Origin of the sequence: Prevotella sp. TCVGH (genome assembly GCF_023522295.1) — a bacterium.
Classification (GTDB): domain Bacteria; phylum Bacteroidota; class Bacteroidia; order Bacteroidales; family Bacteroidaceae; genus Prevotella; species Prevotella timonensis.
Map to the genome: position 1 here is coordinate 1 of NZ_QFFX01000012.1, position 17,903 is coordinate 17,903.

14 protein-coding genes are annotated in these 17,903 nt (G+C 42.1%); 8 read left to right on the forward strand and 6 right to left on the reverse strand.

Annotation, left to right across the window (positions count from 1 at the left end; all coding sequences use genetic code 11):
* Positions 1 to 290 precede the first annotated feature (290 nt).
* A complete protein-coding gene (locus tag DEM91_RS03560; RefSeq protein WP_249858020.1) occupies positions 291 to 1,448 on the forward strand; it encodes a discoidin domain-containing protein in 1,158 nt (385 codons plus the stop codon).
* A 321-nt stretch (positions 1,449 to 1,769) separates the two neighbouring features.
* On the opposite strand, the gene DEM91_RS03565 is transcribed toward DEM91_RS03560, so the two are convergent.
* The 4 genes from DEM91_RS03565 to DEM91_RS03580 form a co-directional block, all read right to left on the reverse strand.
* Entirely contained in the window at positions 1,770 to 3,302 is a 1,533-nt protein-coding gene (locus tag DEM91_RS03565; protein WP_195252745.1) for a hypothetical protein, read from the reverse strand.
* Positions 3,303 to 3,411: 109 nt separating this feature from the next.
* The gene (gene udk / locus DEM91_RS03570; protein ID WP_249858021.1) at positions 3,412 to 4,053 is read right to left on the reverse strand and encodes a uridine kinase; all 642 of its coding nucleotides are present in this window, start codon (positions 4,051 to 4,053) and stop codon (positions 3,412 to 3,414) included.
* A gap of 11 nt (positions 4,054 to 4,064) precedes the next feature.
* Positions 4,065 to 4,652, reverse strand: coding sequence for a uracil-DNA glycosylase family protein (locus DEM91_RS03575; protein ID WP_195252744.1), 588 nt, complete (start codon positions 4,650 to 4,652; stop codon positions 4,065 to 4,067).
* A 248-nt stretch (positions 4,653 to 4,900) separates the two neighbouring features.
* Entirely contained in the window at positions 4,901 to 5,947 is a 1,047-nt protein-coding gene (locus tag DEM91_RS03580) for an endonuclease/exonuclease/phosphatase family protein (RefSeq protein ID WP_249858022.1), read from the reverse strand.
* Between the two features lie 234 nt (positions 5,948 to 6,181).
* Between DEM91_RS03580 and DEM91_RS03585 the strand changes: the two genes are divergently transcribed.
* The 5 genes from DEM91_RS03585 to DEM91_RS03605 all read left to right on the forward strand — a co-directional run bounded on the left by DEM91_RS03585 (position 6,182) and on the right by DEM91_RS03605 (position 12,503).
* Entirely contained in the window at positions 6,182 to 8,740 is a 2,559-nt protein-coding gene (locus tag DEM91_RS03585; protein WP_249858057.1) for a TonB-dependent receptor, read from the forward strand.
* Positions 8,741 to 8,754: 14 nt separating this feature from the next.
* The gene (locus tag DEM91_RS03590) at positions 8,755 to 9,612 is read left to right on the forward strand and encodes a DUF5689 domain-containing protein (RefSeq protein WP_249858023.1); all 858 of its coding nucleotides are present in this window, start codon (positions 8,755 to 8,757) and stop codon (positions 9,610 to 9,612) included.
* Positions 9,613 to 9,709: 97 nt separating this feature from the next.
* Entirely contained in the window at positions 9,710 to 11,140 is a 1,431-nt protein-coding gene (locus DEM91_RS03595) for a DUF6359 domain-containing protein (RefSeq protein WP_249858024.1), read from the forward strand.
* Positions 11,141 to 11,237: 97 nt separating this feature from the next.
* Positions 11,238 to 11,489 (forward strand): type B 50S ribosomal protein L31, encoded by a 252-nt coding sequence (locus DEM91_RS03600; protein ID WP_004349399.1) that lies wholly within the window; start codon positions 11,238 to 11,240, stop codon positions 11,487 to 11,489.
* A gap of 90 nt (positions 11,490 to 11,579) precedes the next feature.
* Positions 11,580 to 12,503 carry a DNA/RNA non-specific endonuclease gene (locus DEM91_RS03605; protein ID WP_195252740.1) on the forward strand — a complete coding sequence of 308 codons (924 nt, stop codon included), beginning with the start codon at positions 11,580 to 11,582 and terminating at the stop codon, positions 12,501 to 12,503.
* A 169-nt stretch (positions 12,504 to 12,672) separates the two neighbouring features.
* Here the strand turns inward: DEM91_RS03605 and DEM91_RS03610 are convergent, their stop codons facing one another.
* Positions 12,673 to 13,200 (reverse strand): hypothetical protein, encoded by a 528-nt coding sequence (locus DEM91_RS03610; RefSeq protein WP_195252739.1) that lies wholly within the window; start codon positions 13,198 to 13,200, stop codon positions 12,673 to 12,675.
* 302 nt (positions 13,201 to 13,502) lie between these two features.
* On the opposite strand from DEM91_RS03610, the gene DEM91_RS03615 reads away from it, so the two are divergent.
* Positions 13,503 to 14,051 carry a glutathione peroxidase gene (locus DEM91_RS03615; protein ID WP_103003199.1) on the forward strand — a complete coding sequence of 183 codons (549 nt, stop codon included), beginning with the start codon at positions 13,503 to 13,505 and terminating at the stop codon, positions 14,049 to 14,051.
* A 195-nt stretch (positions 14,052 to 14,246) separates the two neighbouring features.
* Positions 14,247 to 15,194 (forward strand): thioredoxin-disulfide reductase, encoded by a 948-nt coding sequence (gene trxB, locus DEM91_RS03620; RefSeq protein WP_249858025.1) that lies wholly within the window; start codon positions 14,247 to 14,249, stop codon positions 15,192 to 15,194.
* Between the two features lie 150 nt (positions 15,195 to 15,344).
* Here the strand turns inward: trxB and pepT are convergent, their stop codons facing one another.
* Positions 15,345 to 16,568 (reverse strand): peptidase T, encoded by a 1,224-nt coding sequence (pepT, locus tag DEM91_RS03625; RefSeq protein ID WP_249858026.1) that lies wholly within the window; start codon positions 16,566 to 16,568, stop codon positions 15,345 to 15,347.
* Positions 16,569 to 17,903: the final 1,335 nt, after the last annotated feature.

Here is a 17,903-nt window from a genome sequence, read left to right on the forward strand (position 1 = left end):
AAAGACCACCAAAAGGTGTTATTTCCTTATTTACGAACTTTATGTCACAGTCGCGCATAGGAGTATATACTTTTTTTCGTGGTAAAGTTAGTAAATATTTATGGATCAAGTATATACAATGCTGTTTTTCTAATGGCGGTCATTAGAAAATGACAAGAAGCTTTTTCTAATGACCGATTTGGGATTATAGTATTGACGGCAAGCCCGAACAAGTTTACTCAAAACCCTTCTACCTGAAGTCACGCGGTGTCATCAAGGCTTACGCATCGTCACCCGACCATGAAAACAGCATGGTGACAACCGTGGAGTTTGGCATCATGATAGACAAAAGCGCATGGAGAGTGGTCAGTTACGACAGTGAGCAAGGCGGTACAGAACAAGCTGCCTATGCCATTGACGATAACGAGAACACCATTTGGCACACCCAATATCAACCGTCAAAGCCCACATTCCCTCACGAAATCGTGGTAGACATGGGGAAAAGCTACCGTATTTCCGCTTTCTACTATCAGGGAAGGAAAGACCTTGTCAATGGTAGGATTGGCGATTATGAAATATTCTTTAGCAACGACTTATACAAATGGGGAGCACCAGCAGCAGTGGGCAGGTGGGAAAACACCTCGGCACAACAAACCGTACCTATTATTAGCAAGCCTATTGCCCGTTACATGAAGCTGATAGCCTACAACGCTGTTGATAAAACCGACTTTGCCTCTGCCGCTGAAATAGGAATCAACGCAGACGAGGAGATTGGCGACGGACAAGTAACTGTCAAGGACGAGCTGAACGGCCGCACATTCTACCTCCGAGAAAAAGAGTCGGGACTATACTTGCATTACCAACAAGACCAAAGCAGTAGTTATCAAGGAGATTATTGTTTAGGAAAGCTCGACATAAAAGACGAAGCATACAAGTTCACCTTCTCAAGAAGTGAAGGCTTCACCAACATCTACTCGGTAAGCAATAGCAGTCTTTACATGGCTGGTGTAACAGGTAACTGGCAATGCTCAGCAATGCAATATCCATTTTCTAACCAGCAACTCATTCAAGCCGAATGGGTAGGCGAAAACGAATATAAGCTGAGGGGAATGTGGCAAATACACCGCTACCTCAACTTTGACGAGAAAAGAATAAATGCGTACGTATATCCCGACAAGAACACAGGTGCTTCGTTTATCATGGTACTTCCATCAGGCATCGAGACCTTGTCACACAAGCAATCGCTGAATGTACACCCAACTCTATCAAAAGGTACTATTTACATCGAAGGACAAAACGCCACACGCGTGGAGGTGTACAACACCATGGGCAAGCAGATACAAAATGTCATCGGCAACAATACGTTCAGTCTAACCCTTCAAGCACCCAATGGACTTTACTTCGTGAAGTTGTACAATTTGGCAACGGGAGAACAACGATGCGTCAAAATTATCCTGACACGCCACTAATGGCAACCATCTTCTCAAAGTATCACGCATTTCCAACCAATCAAAGCTACCCACCATCGCCACCACTGCACACAGACGTTTTTGGGAAATGTCCTCATGCCCCCTGAATTTCTATGAAAGAAAAGTCTCTATCAACACAGAGACACAATATTAAGCCTATCATCAAGAGCAAGGACAGCATACCAAACAATTGATGAGGAAATAACAATGGAGCAGATTGTAGGGCTTAGATTTTGGAAATACCCAAAACGTTAGAGTTCACAAAACGTCAATTACTATCTATCTGATTATTAAATAGAGACAAAGACACCATAAGCAAACTTACGCAAAGGATTTATTCAATACGAAATAAATATATTTTTTCTGCTTGCCCTTCAAATGAAAACCCTGCTTCTTCAGATAGGAAAAGAAGTGTTGCAGACTTTGTGGTTGCTTTTCAATACCTCTCGCATAGCGAAAAACAGCCTTGGCAAAAGCCTCTTCATCCACCTGACTATTCACTGCTAATTGATGTAGCAGAATAGGCAAGAGGTCATAATACACCCATGCTGTGTTGGCTGACTCATTGCTACCTTCTGTTCCAACGCTGATACTATGGTTGGATTGTATGCTACGTTTTGCTTTCTTTATCATCGCCAGATTAACGGGACTATGTTCTATTGAATCTGCAAACATCTTCTCATGCGTGATATACTTACCAAAGAGATATTTGGCTAAATACTCTGTGGTTGATTCCGCAAAAAAGTTTGTTTCTTGAGCAGACAAGTTTTTTGGGCGTATTTGTTGTTTACCAATCACAAAATGTAGCATTTCATGCAATAATGTATGCTGATAATACATTTTTTGATCCATCAGCAACACGCTGTCCAATGTCAAAGAAAAATGACTAGAAAGGTTGTCTAAATTCTCTGCTTCCCCCATCTTCACTTCAAAGTTGAGACCTGTTTTCACAATTGCGATGTGTTGTCGAATATCATTAGAAAGATTTGCAAGACAATCAATTGCTTTGAATGCACGATATATGACGCTGTCATCAGGAACTGACTCAGTTGTGGACAAAGAGCTTTTGTCAAAGGATTTGTTAACAGTGTCAGGTGATAGCTTATGATACAACTGTGTCGCCAACTTTTCGTTTTCGGCAACCAATGTGATATCAAACCCCTTGTATTCAATGGTTTTATGTTCATATATGGGACGATAGAACAAGAACAATGAGGGAAACTTTTCATGTGGTGGCACTGTAATGCTTTCGGTGGTATATAAATCTATCAATCCTTTGTCTGTAAGTAGATAAAAGAGAGAAGGATTTACGTGTAAAATGTAAGTGGTGGTGTCCGTCCTTTGTGTATTTGTAGGGAATAAAGTTCCCCATCCTTCATAGTGAATATATGAAAATGAGGGGATACCACAGTTATTAACCAGAGTGCCAGCTATAAACGAACAGTCGTTATATGATAATGAGAATCGCCCTCGCTCTGTTTTCATGTATTGAAGTTCCTGCTTCTCTATCTCAGGGGTGTTCCAGTTCGTTAGATTCAGATTGTTCCACCTCAATTTTCCGTATTGTAGCGTGACAGGAATAAATGGTCGTAAAACGGCAGTGAAGTATGAACTGTTCTCAAATTGATATTGTTGCAGTGAAGATAGAGTCGTTTGTTGCGGAAACTCCACCTTTACTCCCAATTGAATATAAGGTGACAAAGACCAACCGCTGGGAAGAGAATCGGTCAACAATGCATAGTCTGAGTAAAAAGGAGAGATGACGACACGTTGTTGTCCCCATGCGGATAGCGGTAGTAGAAACATACATACCTCTACGAATAGTATGTGCAAATAATTGACTGATTTCTTCATTGTTGGCTTATTTTAACAATATATGCAGACTTATAAATAAAGATACAAATAACACTTTCTATCTCTCACAACTCACATCAGGCAAAGCTGTGCGTAGCCATGCACAGCTTTACCCCATCAACACCAATCTCTCTACATATTTCGAGAGAATATCTATTCCTTTGATGTTGTCGCCTCCTTGCGGTATGATGACATCAGCAAAACGCTTGGTAGGCTCGATAAATTGCTCGTGCATAGGCTTCAGTACCTCTAAATAGCGGTTCACCACCATACTGACATCACGCCCTCGCTCAACGATGTCTCGCTGAATGTTGCGAATCAGTCGTTCGTCAGAATCGCAATCCACAAACACTTTCAAGTCCATCATCTCACGCAACCGCTTATTGAGCAGCGTCATAATTCCTTCGATAATGATAACAGGCTTAGGGTCTACATGTATGGTCTCTGGCAATCGGTTACACTGGATATATGAATAGGTAGGCTGCTCTATCGATTCTCCACTACGTAAGAGGTTGACCTGCTTGATGAGCAATTTCCAATCGAAAGCATCGGGGTGATCAAAGTTTATGGCATGCCGTTCTTCTTCGGTCATCTCAGAGGTGTCATTGTAATAAGAATCGAGCGGAACCACAGCCACATACGCAGGAGGAAGTGCCTCCACTAACTTTCTCACCACGGTGGTCTTACCCGAACCCGTACCACCAGCAATACCAATAACAGTGATTTTATGGTTAAATTCTAAAGGAAACATGATAAAATTACTTATGCTAAAATATCTTGGAACATCACTTGATAATATTTCGCCTTCGCCTCTATCTTCATAGGATAAGCACGCGAACTACTCGGCATGCGATACAAGCGCAAGGTTCTACCTTCAAATTGAAACGTATGGTATTGCCCCATTTGAGGTGCAGAAACACCATAATGCTGCGTAAATACCTTAGTAGCCAACCTACCTGCCGTGAGTACTCCCCTACATTGGGGTAAACTTCGCAACAAGGCATCCAAGTTGACGGGCTCTACAATCTCCAAATCTTTGTCCGATGCCGTATTCTTGGTTCGTCGCACACGCAAGGCTGTGTCATACAGTGCCACCCCCTTCTCTTGTAAAAACGCTTTCAACTCGTCCAGCTTAAAACATTTCTCTCCCTCATCGACAAAATGATTCTTATCATTAAAAAACAAATAACCAAAGATACGCCACATATCATTTTGGAAGTTGGGATAAAAGAACGGCATACTCCAACGTTTAGGAGCTGGAGGAAACGTTCCCAACATCAACAGCCTTGCATGCTTGGGCAAGAAAGGCTCGAAAGGATGCGTCTCTATGGTGGGCAAATCATTGTTCATATCTCGTTGTTTCTTCGTACGATCACATGGTGGGTTAGGCGCTCTTCAATGTCAGACTGCAACCGCCCTCATTCCATGCTCATTGTCTATGTGCCTGTTCAGCGTATCGCTCCGATGCAATCATCCGCTTGTTTCAATATTACAAACTGGCAAAACAGATTGTTTTCGGAAGGAAAATAGACTGTTTTGGTGAGCAATACAGTCTATTTTGGTGGATTACTGTCCATGTCTAAGCGGCTTATCTACCACTACGACTGTTTTTTCACTAAGTAGACAACCACGGGCAAGTGGTCGCTGTATCCATTGAGCCACACGCCTCCTGCTGTGGTTCGCTTAGGTGCGCCCTTATATTTGCCTGTAGACTGGATGAGATAATCGTAACGTACAATCTGACATTTCCAATATTTCAACGAGGAAAAGTCGCGTTTTCCATTTTGATTGAGCATGTTGGGCGAGAGTACTATTTGGTCGAAGAGATTCCATCCTCCTTGGTACATTAATGTTCCTCTACCCTGTTTTGCCAAAATGTTATACCATGGATTGTACATATCGTCCTTCCCAACTTCATCCACCTCTGCTTTTGCGGACAGTACCTTTGCCATACTGCGACTCGTAGGGTCGTCGTTCATGTCGCCCATCACCATCACTTTGATAGCAGGATGTTGACGTAAAAGCGAATCCTTTACTGCTTTCACCTGCGCAGCTGCCACCTCTCTATAAAAAGACCCACTGTAACGGCTCGGCCAGTGACACACAATGACCGCTACATGCTCGCCACCTAACGTCCCTGTCACAGTGAGGTAGCCACGGGTATGGAAAGCGCTATCTTTGGGAAGTTGCGGAACATACGGCACCAATTTCACCGTTTGAGGTGTGAAAAGCTGAGGATTGTACAACAAAGCACAATCAATACCTCGCCTGTCTGGTCCTTCCACATGAATGTATCGATAACCTCGTGCGGCAAGCGGTGGCTGGGCAACCAACGCATCAAGAACGCGCGCATTCTCTACTTCGCTGAGTCCTATCATGGCACAACCCACCTTTGGCAACACATCTGTACCCATATCTGCCAATGCACGTGCCATATTGCGCAACTTGTTGGTATATTTGAGTTTGTCCCACTTATACGAGCCCGTGGGTAGGAAGTCATAATCTTTCTTTCCTTCATCGTGACAGGTGTCAAAAAGATTCTCTTGATTGTAAAAACCTACGCCATAAACAGAATAATTTGTTTGTGCATTGAGCCTCAAAAGTCCTAAGACCAAGAGGAGTGAAAGCATGATTTGTTTTTTCATTGTCGAGCTATTAATTTGGTAAAGAGGAGTCCTTCAATCATTCCTTTGATAGCGCACCTGTTCAATTGATATGAACCGACAGCTTCAACTCTCCTGCTATGTGATGCAAAGATAATTGTTTTCTGCTAATTAAATAACGTGGCGGGCAAAAAATACTTTTATTCTCTTCCAACATTGAAATTTATTTTGTTACTTTGCAATAAATATTATCATACTTACGAAAAATCTTCTATGATGCAACAAAAGCTCAAATTAGCACTTCTTGCCCTTTGTTATGCGTCGTTGACCTTTGCTCAAAACGACAAGACAAAGACTAACAAGAATCCTATGATGGATGAGTCGGCATTTACTTTTACGGAAGCACAATTGGGCGAAGATGAAAACATGACCCAAAATGTCATTATCCTCAACTCAAGCACCAATGCTTATGCTTCGGGAGTAGGCTATCGATTCTCACCCGTACGCTTCCGCTATCGTGCCTTGCCACAAGAGTATAACGACGTATATATCAACGGTGTACCGATGAACGACATGGAGAGTGGGCAGTTTAGATATTCCATGATAGGCGGACTGAACCAGCAAACCCGCAACGTTGACTTTGCACTGCCTTTTGAAAGCAACAGCTTTGCCATGAATGGATTGGCTGGCAGCAACAATTATGACTTCCGTGCAGGGAGCATGGCAGCAGGAAATAGACTGTCGTTAGGAGCAGCCAACCGTAGTTACTCGGCACGTGGCATGTACACTTATGCCTCTGGATTCAATGCCAATGGGTGGGCAATAGCTGCCAACCTTACTTATCGCTGGGCGGACAAAGGATATGTCGAGGGAACTTTTTATAACTCGCTTTCCTATTTCTTCGCGATACAAAAACGGTGGACGAATGGACATTCGCTGTCGCTCTCTACATGGGGCAACCCTACTGAGCGTGCATCGCAGGGCGCATCCACAGACGAAGCCTACTGGTTGGCTAACAATTACCTCTACAATCCCTATTGGGGTTATCAAAATGGAAAGATAAGAAACTCACGAGTAGTGAACGATTTTGCTCCGTCTGTCCTTCTCACGTGGGACTGGGATATTGCTAAAGACACGAAACTCACCACATCACTCTTTGGTAAATATAGCAAATATAAGAGTACAAAACTGAACTATAACAACGCAGAGAACCCACAACCCGACTATTGGAAAAATCTTCCCAGTATGTATTACGATGTTTGGGACGATGAAGCCAACAGCACTAATAGAAGTCATGCTGCTTTCTTAGAATGGAATGAGGCATACAACTACTGGATAGCCGCAAAAGAAAACCGTCAAGTGAAATGGGATCAACTGTACTGGGCGAACCAACAAGCAGCCAAGACAGGCAGTGATGCGTTATATTATGTGCAAGCCAAGCACAATGACAACTTTGTGATGAATTTAGCGTCAACGCTTACCACAAAATTAAGCAAGAACCAGACATGGAACATTGGGGCTGTATTAGGTCGAAACCAAGGTGGGCATTATCAGACAGTGGAAGATTTGTTGGGTGCCAACAGTTTTCACAACATCAACACTTATGCCGTAGGCAATTATCCCAAAAGTAGCGATGCCGTGCAATACGACCTTAACACAATGGGAGCAGATAGGACAGGACGTTTGGTAGGCAAAGGCGACAAGTTTGGCTACGATTACGATATCCTGATTCACAAAGCACTCGTTTGGACCAATTACTTAGCCAATATGGGTCGCTTTCATCTCATGGTAGCAGGAAAAGTAGGCGGCACAGACATGCAACGCCAAGGCTATATGCGCAACGGAATGTTCCCAGAAAATTCGTATGGCAAGAGTGGACACGCCAAATTCTTAGACGGTGGTGGTAAAGCCAGTATCACATGGGATGCTGGGCTGGGTAACATTGTATCCTTAGGAGCAGGATATGAGTGGCGCGCTCCAACGGCACGTACAGCCTTTGTATCGCCCGAAATGAACAACGACTTTGTGTTGAATCTCAAGAACCAACAAGTTTTCAGTAGTGAGTTGGGTTATCAATACCAAAATGCATGGGTACATGCCAACATCAACGCCTACTACAATAGAATGAATCATGTTACCGAATGGCAAAACTTCTATTTCGATAACCTCAATTCTTTCTCTTATGTTTCGATGACTGGCATTGAAAAAGAGGCGTACGGTGTAGAATTGGGGGCACGCTTTAAGCTCGCATCCTATTTAGATCTTACCACACTCGGCACTTGGAGTGAAGCTAAAAACATCAACAATGCCAAGGTGCGCTACCTTAACTCAACCAAAGCACAATACGTGGACGAGACTGTGTACAACAAAGGTATGCGCGAAGGAGGAACACCGCTTACCGCTGCAAGTCTTGGATTGAGTTTCCATCAAAGCGGATGGTTTGTAGATTTGAACGGAAACTATTACGATCGCATCTACTTATTCTATACTCCATGCTATCGGTATGAAAGTACGCTACGTGTAAGGAATAGTATTGATAATGAAGGAAATTACATCATACCCGAACAAGCCAAAGGAAAAGGCGGTTTCATGTTGGACGGTAGCATTGGCAAGAGCATCCGATTGAAGAAAGGACAGCTGAACTTGAACCTCATGGTAACCAACCTTCTCAACAATCAACGTATCGTAACGGGAGGCTATGAGCAAAGCCGAACCGACTACACTGTGAAGGATGGTGCGTTGAGTAATACGCGTACGTACAAGTTTTCACGCAATGCAAAGAAATATTACGCTTACGGCATCAACGGAATGTTCCAAGTATCTTACAGATTCTAATAAATCTCAACGACATGAAGAAAATAAAATATATAGTCATTGCACTTGTTTGTGTATGCCTGAGCGGTTGCATGGCTGACGATTACGATGCACCGCAGTTGAACCAGTCGCCCTACGGCAACAATGAACTCACAGAAACGAAGGTGCTAAGCATTGCCCAATTGAAACAGCAATACCAAGGAGTAATTGCCGCAAGTGGCATAGAAGAAATTACAGAAGACATCCAAATCAAGGGTTGGATAACTGGAAATGATGTGGAAGGCAACATCTACAATCAGTTTGCAATGCAAGACGAAACGGGTGCTATACTGATCTCTGTAGCACAAGGTGGTCTCTACCGTTACCTTCCTGTTGGTCAAGAGGTGCTGATATCACTCAAAGGACTCATCATAGGAGGATATGGCAGTCAGGCACAAGTAGGAGGTATATACATCAATAAGCGTGACGGTTCACCACAAGTGGGACGCATGAATAGGTTTGTGTGGATGAGGCATTTCAAATTATTGGGCACACCTCAACCTGAAAAAGTGAAGCCTACTGTTTTTGACCAAAGTAAAATGAGCAATCAGCAATATCTAACAAACAATAGTGGCATGCTGATGACGCTGAAGAATGTGCAGTTAGAAGGAGCCGACGGCAAAGCCGTATTTGCCCCAAAAGATAAGAGCATCGACCTTATTGCTAATGCTGCCAACCGCACACTGAAGGGTATCAATAGCAAAACAATGGTGGTGCGTACCAGCACCTTTGCAGATTTTGCAAATCAACCCATGCCCACAGGAGCGGTAGACATTACAGGCGTCTTTACAAGATTCCGCAATACATGGCAAATCTTATTGCGCTCGGCTGACGACATCAAGCCCGCAAAATAGGACAACGCTACTACAAGATACGGAAACTCAATGACATTCCTAAATGAAGGTCTGAAACCAAAACTAAACAGAACAATTATCAATAAAAGAAATAATGATGAAAAAGCTATTTTATTCATTCCTATCGCTGGCCATCGCGGCACTGAGCCTTACCAGTTGTGAAGACGTTCCCGCACCCTACGAATACCCAGAGGACAATGGCGGTGGAGAGATTGTCGCCCCAACCGACCCCAAGGGAACAGGAACACAGGAAGACCCATACAATGTAGCCGGTGCTATCAAAATGATCAAAGGTCTGGAAAGCGGCGCCAACTCGGCAGAGGTCTACGTCAAGGGAAAGATTGTCTCTATCAAAGAAATCAACACAACCAACTTCGGCAATGCCACTTATTATATATCTGACGATGGCACAAGCAAAGGACAGCTCTACATCTTCCGCAGCTTAGGACTGGAAAACAAGAAGTTCACCTCGGAGAATATCAAGGTGGGTGACGAGGTTGTAGTTTGCGGACAGTTCACAAACTACTTGGGGAAAACACCAGAAACCGTTACCAACAAGAGCTATCTCTACTCTGTCAATGGCAAGACGAGCGACAACTCGCAACCACAGGAACCTGGAACCAATGTGAATCCAACTGGTGAGGGCACAGAGGCGTCACCCTTCAACGTAGCAGCAGCCATGAAAAAGGACAAGGTTGCCAAGGTTTTTGTCAAGGGATACATCGTGGGATTCATTCCCGGAAAGGACAAAAACGAGGCCAAGTTCACTGCTGAGGGGTGCGAAACAGAGACCAACTTCCTTGTTGCCGACAAGGCTGATGAAACAAACATCGCCAACTGCATGCCCATACAACTGCCCCCTGGCAGCATCAGGGCTGGACTCAACCTGAAGCAAAACAAGGACTTACACAAGAAAGAGATTACGCTCTATGGAGACATAGAAAAGTACTTTGGTATCACGGGACTGAAAAACGTGTCGTATGCCTTGGTCGGCACAAAGAGTTTCGGGACAAAACCTGGTCAGCCAGTAATGCCTTCAACCGACATCTTGAACGAAACGTTCGCCGAGAGCATAGGCTCCTTCACCATTGCCAACGAGAAAGACATGCCACAAGGTCTTAAATACGTATGGTTTGTGGACAAGAAACACCAACAGGTGAAAGCCAGCGCCTTTTTCCAAAACAAGAAATTCGAGACGGAAAGTTGGCTCATCTCACCTGCCCTCAACCTGACTAGAAAGACAACAGTTACGTTGTCTTTTGAACAAGCCGCAAACTTCTTCAAGCCCCTGAAAGACGGTATCTTCATCAAGATATCTACGAACTACAAGAGCGGCAAGCCCTCAACAGCCACATGGGAGGTTCTTACGCCCAGCAAATGGCCATCGAACAGTAACTGGATTTTCGTCAACTCCACTATTGACCTCAGCGCCTACGCAGGCAAGAAAGACGTAAGAATCGCCTTTCAGTACAAAAGCTCATCACAATCGGCTGGCACATGGGAACTGAAGAACTTAGTCGTAAAATAACAAAAAAGCAGTGATACGTTTGGCTGTTTGCAAAATTATTCGTACTTTTGCAGCCCATACAGCAAAGAAAATAAATAACATTCAATAGATTATAAAAATGAAAAAAGGTATTCATCCAGAAAACTATCGCCCCGTCGTATTCAAAGATATGTCCAACGGTGATATGTTCCTTACAAAATCTACCTGCAAGAGTAATGAGACAGTAGAGTTTGAAGGCGAAACTTACCCAGTGGTAAAAGTAGAAATTTCAAGTAGCTCACATCCATTCTATACGGGTAAGAGCAAACTTGTCGACACAGCAGGTCGCGTAGACCGCTTCATGAACCGTTACGGTAAGATTCAAAAATAACATACAACCCTATTTTTCTTATAAAGAAAGTGCGTTCGGGCGTAGTTGCATATACGGTCGGTCGCACTTTTTTTCATTGAAGCTAATCTCATGAAACAACTCCATTCACTATTTTTCGTCGCATGCTGCTCCCTATTTCTCTTTGGATGTGATTCTGATAACAATTCAAACAGCGAAAAAACAGAAGCGAATACCAACGCAAATCGGTTAGTGGGCGTATCTACCATTGGCAATCCAACCATGCCACCCGAGATTTGTCGTTTGGAATTTCCGAAGATAAAAGGTGGTAACAGCATGATTATAGTACACAAAGCCGAACTCAACGCACGAACCCATGAATACGGAGTGAATTACTCTGTAGAGTGGGACACGCAGAAAAAGTCTCAAAGATGGAGTTGTTATCAGATGTACAGAAGCATTGCCGAAGCACATACCAAACGCTATCGTTCCAAAACAAACCAATATCCACAAGACTCAAAGCTGCCAGAAGCTTTTCAGTTTGCATCAGATCCGTATTGGCGAACGGGCTATGACCACGGGCATATCTGCCCTTCAGCCGATCGATTGGGTTCGTCAGACGCTAACTACCAAACGTTTTTCCTGACCAACATGCAACCACAAGTAAATGGATTCAACGCTCAAGTTTGGGCAAATATGGAAAAACAATTACGTACTTGGGATAGAGACGATTTCAGAGACACTTTATACGTTTGCAAAGGGGGTACCATAGACAAACAAAACCAAATACTCACAGTAACATCCAAAGGCTTGATTGTACCGAAATACTTTTATATGGCGATTCTTTGTAAAAACAAATCAGGCTATAAAGCGCTTGGCTTTTGGATAGAACACGAAGCAAATGATGACACGGACTTAGGTAAATACGTTGTTTCTATACAAGACTTGGAACGGAAAACAGGCATTGATTTCTTCTGCAACTTGCCTGATAACATCGAAAGACGTGTAGAATCGTTACCTAAAGAAAAGATAAAATTAGCATGGGGACTACGATAAACGTTCATCATGGGTATATGCCCAACCTCTTAGAACATCAAAGTGAACGCTGAATACGTTTCAACGTTCACTGCACATAGATGCCCACGAAAGGACATTTTGTACTTTAATGATGAGATATCAAGCTATCGCAATCGGACAAAACTCCTTTGTTTGGCTTGAGAACCTATCAGTCCATGCTGAATGATACTTTCTTTGCATAAGTATAACGATTGTAGGCAAACTCATCAGTCTCACCATTTCCCCTCTGAACACCAGAGAAAGAGCGGTCGGTTAGATTTAAGTCATCGTAATCAATCACCATTTGGAAATTCTGTCCATTCTCACCATTGTATATCATAATGATATCTCCAGTACTGCGATCGATACGCCACGAAAAGACTCTATCGTAAACCAATTCACCTCTAATATAATCCAACTGTCGTCCACGACCTGAAAGACTGTTCGAATCATATTGGTCAAACTCAATATCTGTATCGTACACTTCTTCCACAAGCTGCTGTTGTGCGTTGTAAAATCTTGCAGCTGTCTTTCCTGTCCAATGTCCTCGCAAGGTTTGTGCCATGAGAGTTAAATTTACATACTCAGAATCATAGTCATCATCATAATAGTAATCGTCGTCGTCACTACATGATACAAACCCGAAGGAGAATAGAGCCATCAAGGCTATCGGTAATAGTTGCGTAATCTTTTTCATGTTTTTATATTTTTGTTATTCATTCATTGTTACACTGCAAATATAAGCATTCTCTGAAACTCGGTACGCATAATTTCACTATTCTTAGGTAGGGATTCTCCTACTGTTAAGGAGGAAAAACCTAAATTAATATTTATTGGCACGTACACATTTTATAAATTCAAATAAAATCCATATCTTTGTAAATAGGATAGGACGTATCTATCTGGCTCAACAATGATTCCTAAAATTAAAGGAAAATCATCTTGATTGAGCCAAACTAAAACGATCATTTATAAATCACATTATATATCTTAAATAAAATGAAAACAATTTACGATTTTACAGTCAAAGACAGAAAAGGTAATGACGTATGTTTAAAAGAATACGCTAACGAAGTACTCCTCATTGTAAATACAGCTACCAAGTGCGGATTTACGCCTCAATACGAAGAACTGGAGAAAATATATAAAAAATATCATGCCAAAGGCTTCGAGATTCTTGATTTTCCTTGCAATCAGTTTGGGCAACAAGCCCCTGGAACCGATGAGAGCATCCATGAGTTTTGCAAACTGAACTATGGTACAGAATTCCCACGCTTCAAGAAGATAAAAGTAAATGGCGAAGATGCTGAACCTCTTTACAAATATCTGAAAGAGCAAAAGGGGTTTGCTGGCTTTGACATGAGTCATCCTATTGCACCAGTCTTGGTTGACATATTATCAAAGGAAGACGAAAACTACGACAAGAATCCAGACATCAAATGGAACTTCACCAAATTCCTTATCAACAAACAGGGACAAGTTGTAGCACGCTTTGAGCCAACAGAAAATCTTGACAACGTAGCTAAAAAAATTGAAGAGCTATTATAAATTTATAGAATACTAACTCCATTGTAAAGTGTGATATGAATTGCAAATACCTGCCATAAAAGCAAAGTAGAATAGAGAAGGTAATCGTTCACAGAATATCTGTAAAACTTAGGGCTTTTCTTCACTTCTTTCACTTTGTTTGCCGACTGGTTTCACAATTCATATGACACTTTTTTTATTTTACATCAATTCAATATGGAATCAAAAGAATATACCCGTTGTCTTATCATAGGTAGCGGACCTGCTGGTTACACTGCGGCTATCTATGCTGCGCGTGCCGACATGAGTCCCATTTTGTACTGCGGTCTACAGACGGGTGGGCAGCTTACGCAAACGACCGAAGTTGAAAACTTCCCTGGCTACCCTACTGGTGTGGATGGCAATCAAATGATGGTTGACCTACGTGAGCAGGCAGAACGTTATGGCACAGAGGTGAGAGACGGTGAGATTGTCAAAGCAGATCTTAGCAAAGCACCCTATTTGCTAACCACCGAAAAGGGGCAGCAGATTGAGGCAGAAACCGTGATTATCGCAACTGGAGCCTCTGCCAAATATCTCGGACTCGATGATGAGGAGAAATATAAAGGCAAAGGTGTTAGTGCCTGCGCTACCTGCGACGGATTCTTCTACCGCAAAAAGGTTGTTGCAGTGGTTGGAGGTGGTGATACCGCCTGTGAAGAAGCCACTTATTTAGCAGGACTTTGCAGTAAGGTGTACATGATTGTACGCAAAGATTACTTACGTGCCTCTGAGGTAATGAAGCAACGTGTAGAAGAAAACGAAAAGATTGAAATACTCTACGAGCACAACGCAGTGGGCTTGTATGGTAAAGACGGCGTTGAGGGAGTTCATTTGGTAAAACGCTTGGGACAGTCTGATGAAGAACGATACGACCTCCCCATTGATGGCTTCTTCTTGGGAATTGGACACAAGCCTAACTCTGATATATTCAAAGAGTTTTTAGAAACAGACAAAATTGGCTATATAAAGACAATTGCTGGCACTCCAAAGACCAATATTCCCGGGGTTTATGCGGCAGGAGATGTAGCCGATCCTGTGTACCGACAAGCAGTGGTTGCCGCTGGTTCTGGCTGCAAAGCCGCACTTGAAGCAGAGCGTTACCTTACTGAAATTAACAAATAAGCATCCAATCTTTGGCAAAATTAGACTAAAGACTGTAGATGCTAAACGCCCTCAATACAACCATTTGTATTGAGGGCGTTTGATGGATGATGTCATTGTTTTGATGGACATCGCTCTCTTATAATTCAAAAAACTGATATACAGGGGAAATCAATCATTGTATCCAGCGGTTATCTCACATATTTTTACAATCACATCTACTGCCTTTTCCATAACTTGAATGGAGACAAATTCATAAGGTCCATGAAAATTGACGCCTCCTGCGAAGATGTTCGGACATGGAAGTCCTTTGAAACTCAGCTGTGCACCATCCGTTCCGCCGCGAATAGGCTCTACCTTTGGAGGCACACCCGTCTCTTGCATCGCCTGTAGAACAATATCTATCACGTGCATGTTTGGATCAATTTTCTCCTTCATATTGTAATATTGATCCTTAATGGTAATCTTCACCGTGTCCTCACCATATTTTTCGTTCATCTTTGCTGCACAAGCTTCCATAAAATCCTTGCGCTTTTCAAAGATTTCACGGTCGTGATCACGAATCAGATAACTCATCTTTGCCTCTTCTGTGCGTGTCTCCATGCCCAAAAGATGATAAAATCCTTGATAGCCTTCTGTTGTTTCGGGCAGTTCTGTATCAGGAATCATGGCATTAAATTCACACGCCAATCTGCTTGCATTCAACATCTTGCCTTTTGCATAACCTGTATGTACACTCACTCCCTTAATGTGAATTTTAGCACTTGCGGCGTTAAAATTTTCATATTCCAAGTCTCCTAAATCGCCTCCATCCATGGTATAAGCCCATTCACAACCGAATTTTTCGACATCAAAGTGATGAGCACCCATACCAATTTCCTCATCAGGATTGAATGCAATGCGAATATCGCCATGCTTAATCTCATCATGGTCACGCAAATAGCACATGGCTTGAACTATCTCTGCAATACCAGCCTTGTCGTCTGCTCCCAAAAGAGTATGACCGTCTGTCACTATTAAATCCTCTCCAATGTGTGCCTTCAGTTCAGGAAACTTAGACGGAGAAGAGATGATTCCTTCGGAAAGTACGATATCCTTACCATCATAATTCTTTACTATTCGAGCCTTGATATTAGCTCCGCTTGCATCAGGACTGGTATCATAATGCGAAATGAAGCCAATGGTAGGTATCTCCTTCTTCACGTTAGCCTTGAGAGTGGCATAAATATACCCCTTCTCATCCATTTCTACGTCTTCAAGTCCCTCATGCTCCAACTCTTCTTTCAGATATTTGGCAAATATCAATTGCTTTGAGGTACTCGGCACAGTTTGCGAATCTTCAGCCGACTGTGTATCAAATTTCGTGTAATTAATAAATCTTTCAACGATGTTCATATGCTTTTCTTTACAATTTTTAGTTATATGATTGATTGTCTCACTTTTGGAAAATTGTGCCACGTAGTTCTATCCATGCCAACGATGCTCCAACATACCATGACAAGTAAACATATTTTATCCTTCTTGCGCTTCTTTCATGATATATAAGCAAAGATAAAAATATTTTCTGAAAAATCAATATTATATCTGATATTTCTTTGAAAAAGTAAACGGCTCTTTGTTTCAAGAAGGATTGTTTATGCTGAACAACCATTTTTGTGCTCTTACTTCAACAACAAATCTACCAAATTAAATCTAATCGCATTCCTTGCCTCATACATTGGCTGAAACTCCTGTCACAATGGAATTTCACAAAGTTTCACGGCTTGTTTTTATCGTTCCTTGTGATTCCATTGCAATGACGACACATCTCACTTCCGTATCATCGCAGCTGCGGGTCAGGACTCTACGTTCCTTCAAAGTGAATCTGTTGATTTGATTCATCTGCCGGAACGCTTGCGCTCATTGTATTGTGCTCTTCGTTTACATTCATTTGCTTTCTGTTGTTTCATTTGTTGTAAAAACACGAACGCTTCAATCAGAGAACTGTATTTTTTATCTTATCTTTTTAGGTGAAACAATTTGTAGTATTTGTCCTATCATTTTACCAAAAATCGACCATTGAAAATCTTCAAAATAGAAAAAAATAATAGGCAAACGATATACAAAAATGGGCTGATTTTACCAAAAAAGATGTCTTTTCAAGCCCGAACATTGACTTAACGGTCTTGAAAACATGTATTAGTGCCTCTATTTACATGCAATAGCAGCATTAAAGCATGTAAATAGTAAGCTTATCTCAATGCTTCAATCGAAAAAAAATGGGAAAACTACGAATGAAAAGAGAAAGATTAAGCGTAACAACCTCAATAACAAAAGGTTATGAACATCGCTCAAAATTGGCGTATTTGCGACCAACTTTGTCGTTGGTTGTTTTCACGCGAATTATGAGAGGCACTTTGTAAAGAAAATTCAGCATTTATTGTCCTCCTATGAAGCGTACCATCAATTTTACATTTGCATTTTTGTTGGTGTTTTTGGTTGTTACAATATCATTCTAAAATGAATGAGCCGTGTAAAAAAGGAAGATATACAGACAACATTTATGGGTAGTGGAGAGATGCTTACCGAAGAGAACAAATACGGAAAATTGTCAAAGTATGCGCATTCCTAACATAACTTTCCATAAGGTAATTCATTGAAATAGAAACTGGTGACAGCGCTCACGACTCCTATGTTGCTTCATACTTTGATTCTACATCAAACTACAACTCCATGCGATAATGCATACAA